Source organism: Cytophaga sp. (assembly GCF_051961495.1).
Classification (GTDB): Bacteria; Bacteroidota; Bacteroidia; order Cytophagales; family Cytophagaceae; genus Cytophaga.
Genome location: NZ_JBQCDF010000153.1, coordinates 1 through 2854, shown reverse-complemented (window position 1 = coordinate 2854; position 2854 = coordinate 1). Strand labels below are relative to the sequence as shown.

At 38.9% G+C, this 2854-nt stretch carries 3 protein-coding genes; 2 read left to right on the top strand and 1 reads right to left on the bottom strand.

Annotated features, from left to right (window positions below; translation table 11 throughout):
* The first annotated feature begins 6 nt into the window (after positions 1-6).
* Complete coding sequence (locus ACTHJT_RS07845; protein WP_440237449.1) at positions 7-534, top strand: D-glycero-alpha-D-manno-heptose-1,7-bisphosphate 7-phosphatase; 528 nt, start codon at positions 7-9, stop codon at positions 532-534.
* A 154-nt stretch (positions 535-688) separates the two neighbouring features.
* On the opposite strand, the gene ACTHJT_RS07840 is transcribed toward ACTHJT_RS07845, so the two are convergent.
* Positions 689-2080: an arginine decarboxylase gene (locus ACTHJT_RS07840; protein ID WP_440237448.1), complete on the bottom strand. Its 1392-nt coding sequence runs from the start codon at positions 2078-2080 to the stop codon at positions 689-691.
* A 235-nt stretch (positions 2081-2315) separates the two neighbouring features.
* On the opposite strand from ACTHJT_RS07840, the gene argS reads away from it, so the two are divergent.
* Positions 2316-2854: arginine--tRNA ligase domain-containing protein (gene argS, locus ACTHJT_RS07835; RefSeq protein WP_440237447.1), on the top strand; the 539-nt coding region annotated here is incomplete at its 3' end.

The following is a 2854-nucleotide window of genomic DNA, read 5'->3' as shown; positions in this document are numbered from 1 at the left end:
TGAAGAATGAAAAAAAAGTGCGTGTTTTTAGATCGGGATGGAGTTATCAATGTTGATAATGTGAATTACACCTACAAAGTTGAAGAATTCAAGATCATAGATGGCGTTATTCCAGCGCTTAAAATGCTGAAAGAAGCTGGTTATTTACTGATCATCATTACAAATCAGTCGGGTATTGCAAAGGGGATTTATCAGCACGAAGACGTGTACAAATGCCACGATTATTTTGATCAGGAATCAGGTAACTTAATTGATGAATATTTTTATTCCCCATACCACCAAACCATTTCAGAATCTTTGTCCCGCAAACCAGGGTCACTGATGTTTGAAAAAGCCATTGCCAAATACGACATTGATATCGCTCAATCCTGGATGGTAGGTGACCGTGAGCGCGACATCATTCCAGCAAATAAACTGAACATTCCAACGATCCTTATTGAAGAATTTCCGAATACTGAAACAAGTGCAAAGTATAAAGTAGATTCGTTGCTGGAAGCAGCGGAGCTGATTTTGGGCTTAAAGCCTAAGGCTTAAGGCCTAAAGCTAAATGCGGAAAAGCTTAAAGTAAAAAGAGCCTCACGAATTAAATTCATGAGGCTCTTACTTTAAGCTTTAATGCGTTTGGGGAGTTTGCTTTTTGTTATTTGGAATTTTATACGCAACAGCTTTAAGCCTTTCGCCTTCGGCGTTAAGCCTTATACCCCAATATCTTCAGCATGCTTTCCTTGGTCTGTTCAGGAGCAAAGAGTTCGTGCGTGTAGTTACCGGCTTCATCCTTATTGATCAGGATATGCTTAGGAGCCGGTACCAGACAATGCTGGATACCGCCATAGCCACCCAAAGATTCCTGGTATGCACCTGTATGGAAAAAGCCAATATACGTTGGTTCTTTTTCATCCAGTTCCGGCATGAATACAAGGTTCTGGTGTGCTTCTGAGTTGTAATAATCCATGCTGTCGCAGGTAATACCACCAAGCTTTACTTTCTTATAAGGCTTATCCCAGCCATTCACGGCAAGCAATAAATATTTCTGGCTCAAGCCCCAAACGTCAGGCAGTGTAGTAATAAAAGAGCTATCGATCATGTACCATTCTTCCTTGTCGTTCTGTAGCTTGCTTCCCAATACAGAATACACGGCAGCGCCGCTTTCACCAACAGTAAAGCTGCCGAATTCTGTAAATATATTTGGCGTAGGTACACCTTCTTCATCACATACACGCTTGATTGTTTTTACAATCTGATCAGCCATGTATTTGTAATCGTATTCAAAATGTACCGATGTTTTTATTGGCCAACCTCCACCAATATCAATGCTATCCATATCCGGATTAATCTTCTTCATTGTACAGTACATATGTACAAAGCGGCTTAATTCACTCCAGTAATATGTAGTATCTTTAATACCTGTGTTAATGAAGAAATGCAGCATCTTTAATTTGAACTTTGGATTCGGTTCTATTTTTTCTTTATAGAACTGCACCACGTCATTATATCGGAAACCTAAGCGTGATGTATAGAATTCGAATTTAGGTTCTTCATCTGTAGCTAAGCGTATACCTAAGTTACAGGTGGTTTCCACGCCTTTTTCATACGCCAGGATCTCTTCCAGGTTATCCAGAATCGGCGTACAGTTAAAGCCATCATTGATCAGGTCACAAATGTAATCGGTATACTCAACACGCTTGAAACCATTGCAGATAATGTTGGTGTCTTTTGAGATTTTATTGTTCTCAAATAAGATTCGCACAATGGGAATATCGTAGGCCGATGATGTTTCAATATGAATATCATTCTTCAGTGCTTCATTCAATACAAAGCTGAAATGTGATGATTTTGTGCAATAGCAGTAAGTATATGTTCCCGAATAATTATTATCAGCAATAGCCTGGTTAAACCATTGCTTTGCTTTTAAAATCTGAGAACTGATTTTAGGCAAATATGTCAGTTTTAATGGCGTGCCATATTGTTTGATCACATCCATTAAAGGGAAATCATTGAAATGCAATTCATTATTAACCAGCTTGAATTCTTCTGTCGGGAAATAGAATGTCTGGTCAATTAAGTCGAAATATTTATCCATGTATGATGGCGCTATAGTGCTAAATGTTTGCAATAATCACATAAAAAAAAATACTATGCAATCGATTCTTATGAAAGTCGGTAAAAATAATATTGAAATTGGCCGTTTTTATTTAAACCATTGATAGATAGCAGTATTCTAAAAGGTCTGTATGCTGATATCAATTGTATTTTATTGTGCGAATTCAGCAAAAAAATAAGCATCTTTGTAGTTCAATACACTTACAAAATTGTTTATGAATCCTGCGTTCTTATTAAAAGAATCCATAGCCAAAGGCTTATTGAAAGAATTTTCCATCTCTGTTGATGCCTCGACTATTTTACTTGAACCAACACGCAAGGATTTTGAAGGTTCTCTTACGCTGGTTGTTTTTCCCTACATCAAACAGGCGAAAGTAGCGCCAGAACAGATTGGTGCACGTATCGGTGCTTTCTGTGCCAGTGATATTCCTTCCATTGTTTCGTCTTTTAATGTTGTTAAGGGATTTCTGAATATTGTTTTTAACGACTCCTTATGGGTTGAACAATTATATCGTTCCTTCCTGCAACCAGACTATGCACAGCTGGAAGACGGCAAAGGAGAGAAGGTAATGGTTGAGTATTCTTCGCCCAACACCAATAAGCCGCTGCACCTGGGGCATTTGCGCAATATCTTTTTAGGCTCATCAGTGGCCCGCGTGCTGGCAGCCCGCGGCCATAACGTAATACACAGCTGTCTTTATAACGATCGCGGCACCAATATCTCCAAATCCATGCTGGCCTGGAAATTGTTTGG

What these genes read in the sequence shown, in the direction of transcription:
- ACTHJT_RS07845 (WP_440237449.1), top strand. Translation starts at nt 7, where the DNA reads ATGAAAAAAAAGTGCGTGTTTTTAGATCGGGATGGAGTTATCAATGTT.
- ACTHJT_RS07840 (WP_440237448.1), bottom strand. Translation starts at nt 2,080, where the DNA reads ATGGATAAATATTTCGACTTAATTGACCAGACATTCTATTTCCCGACA.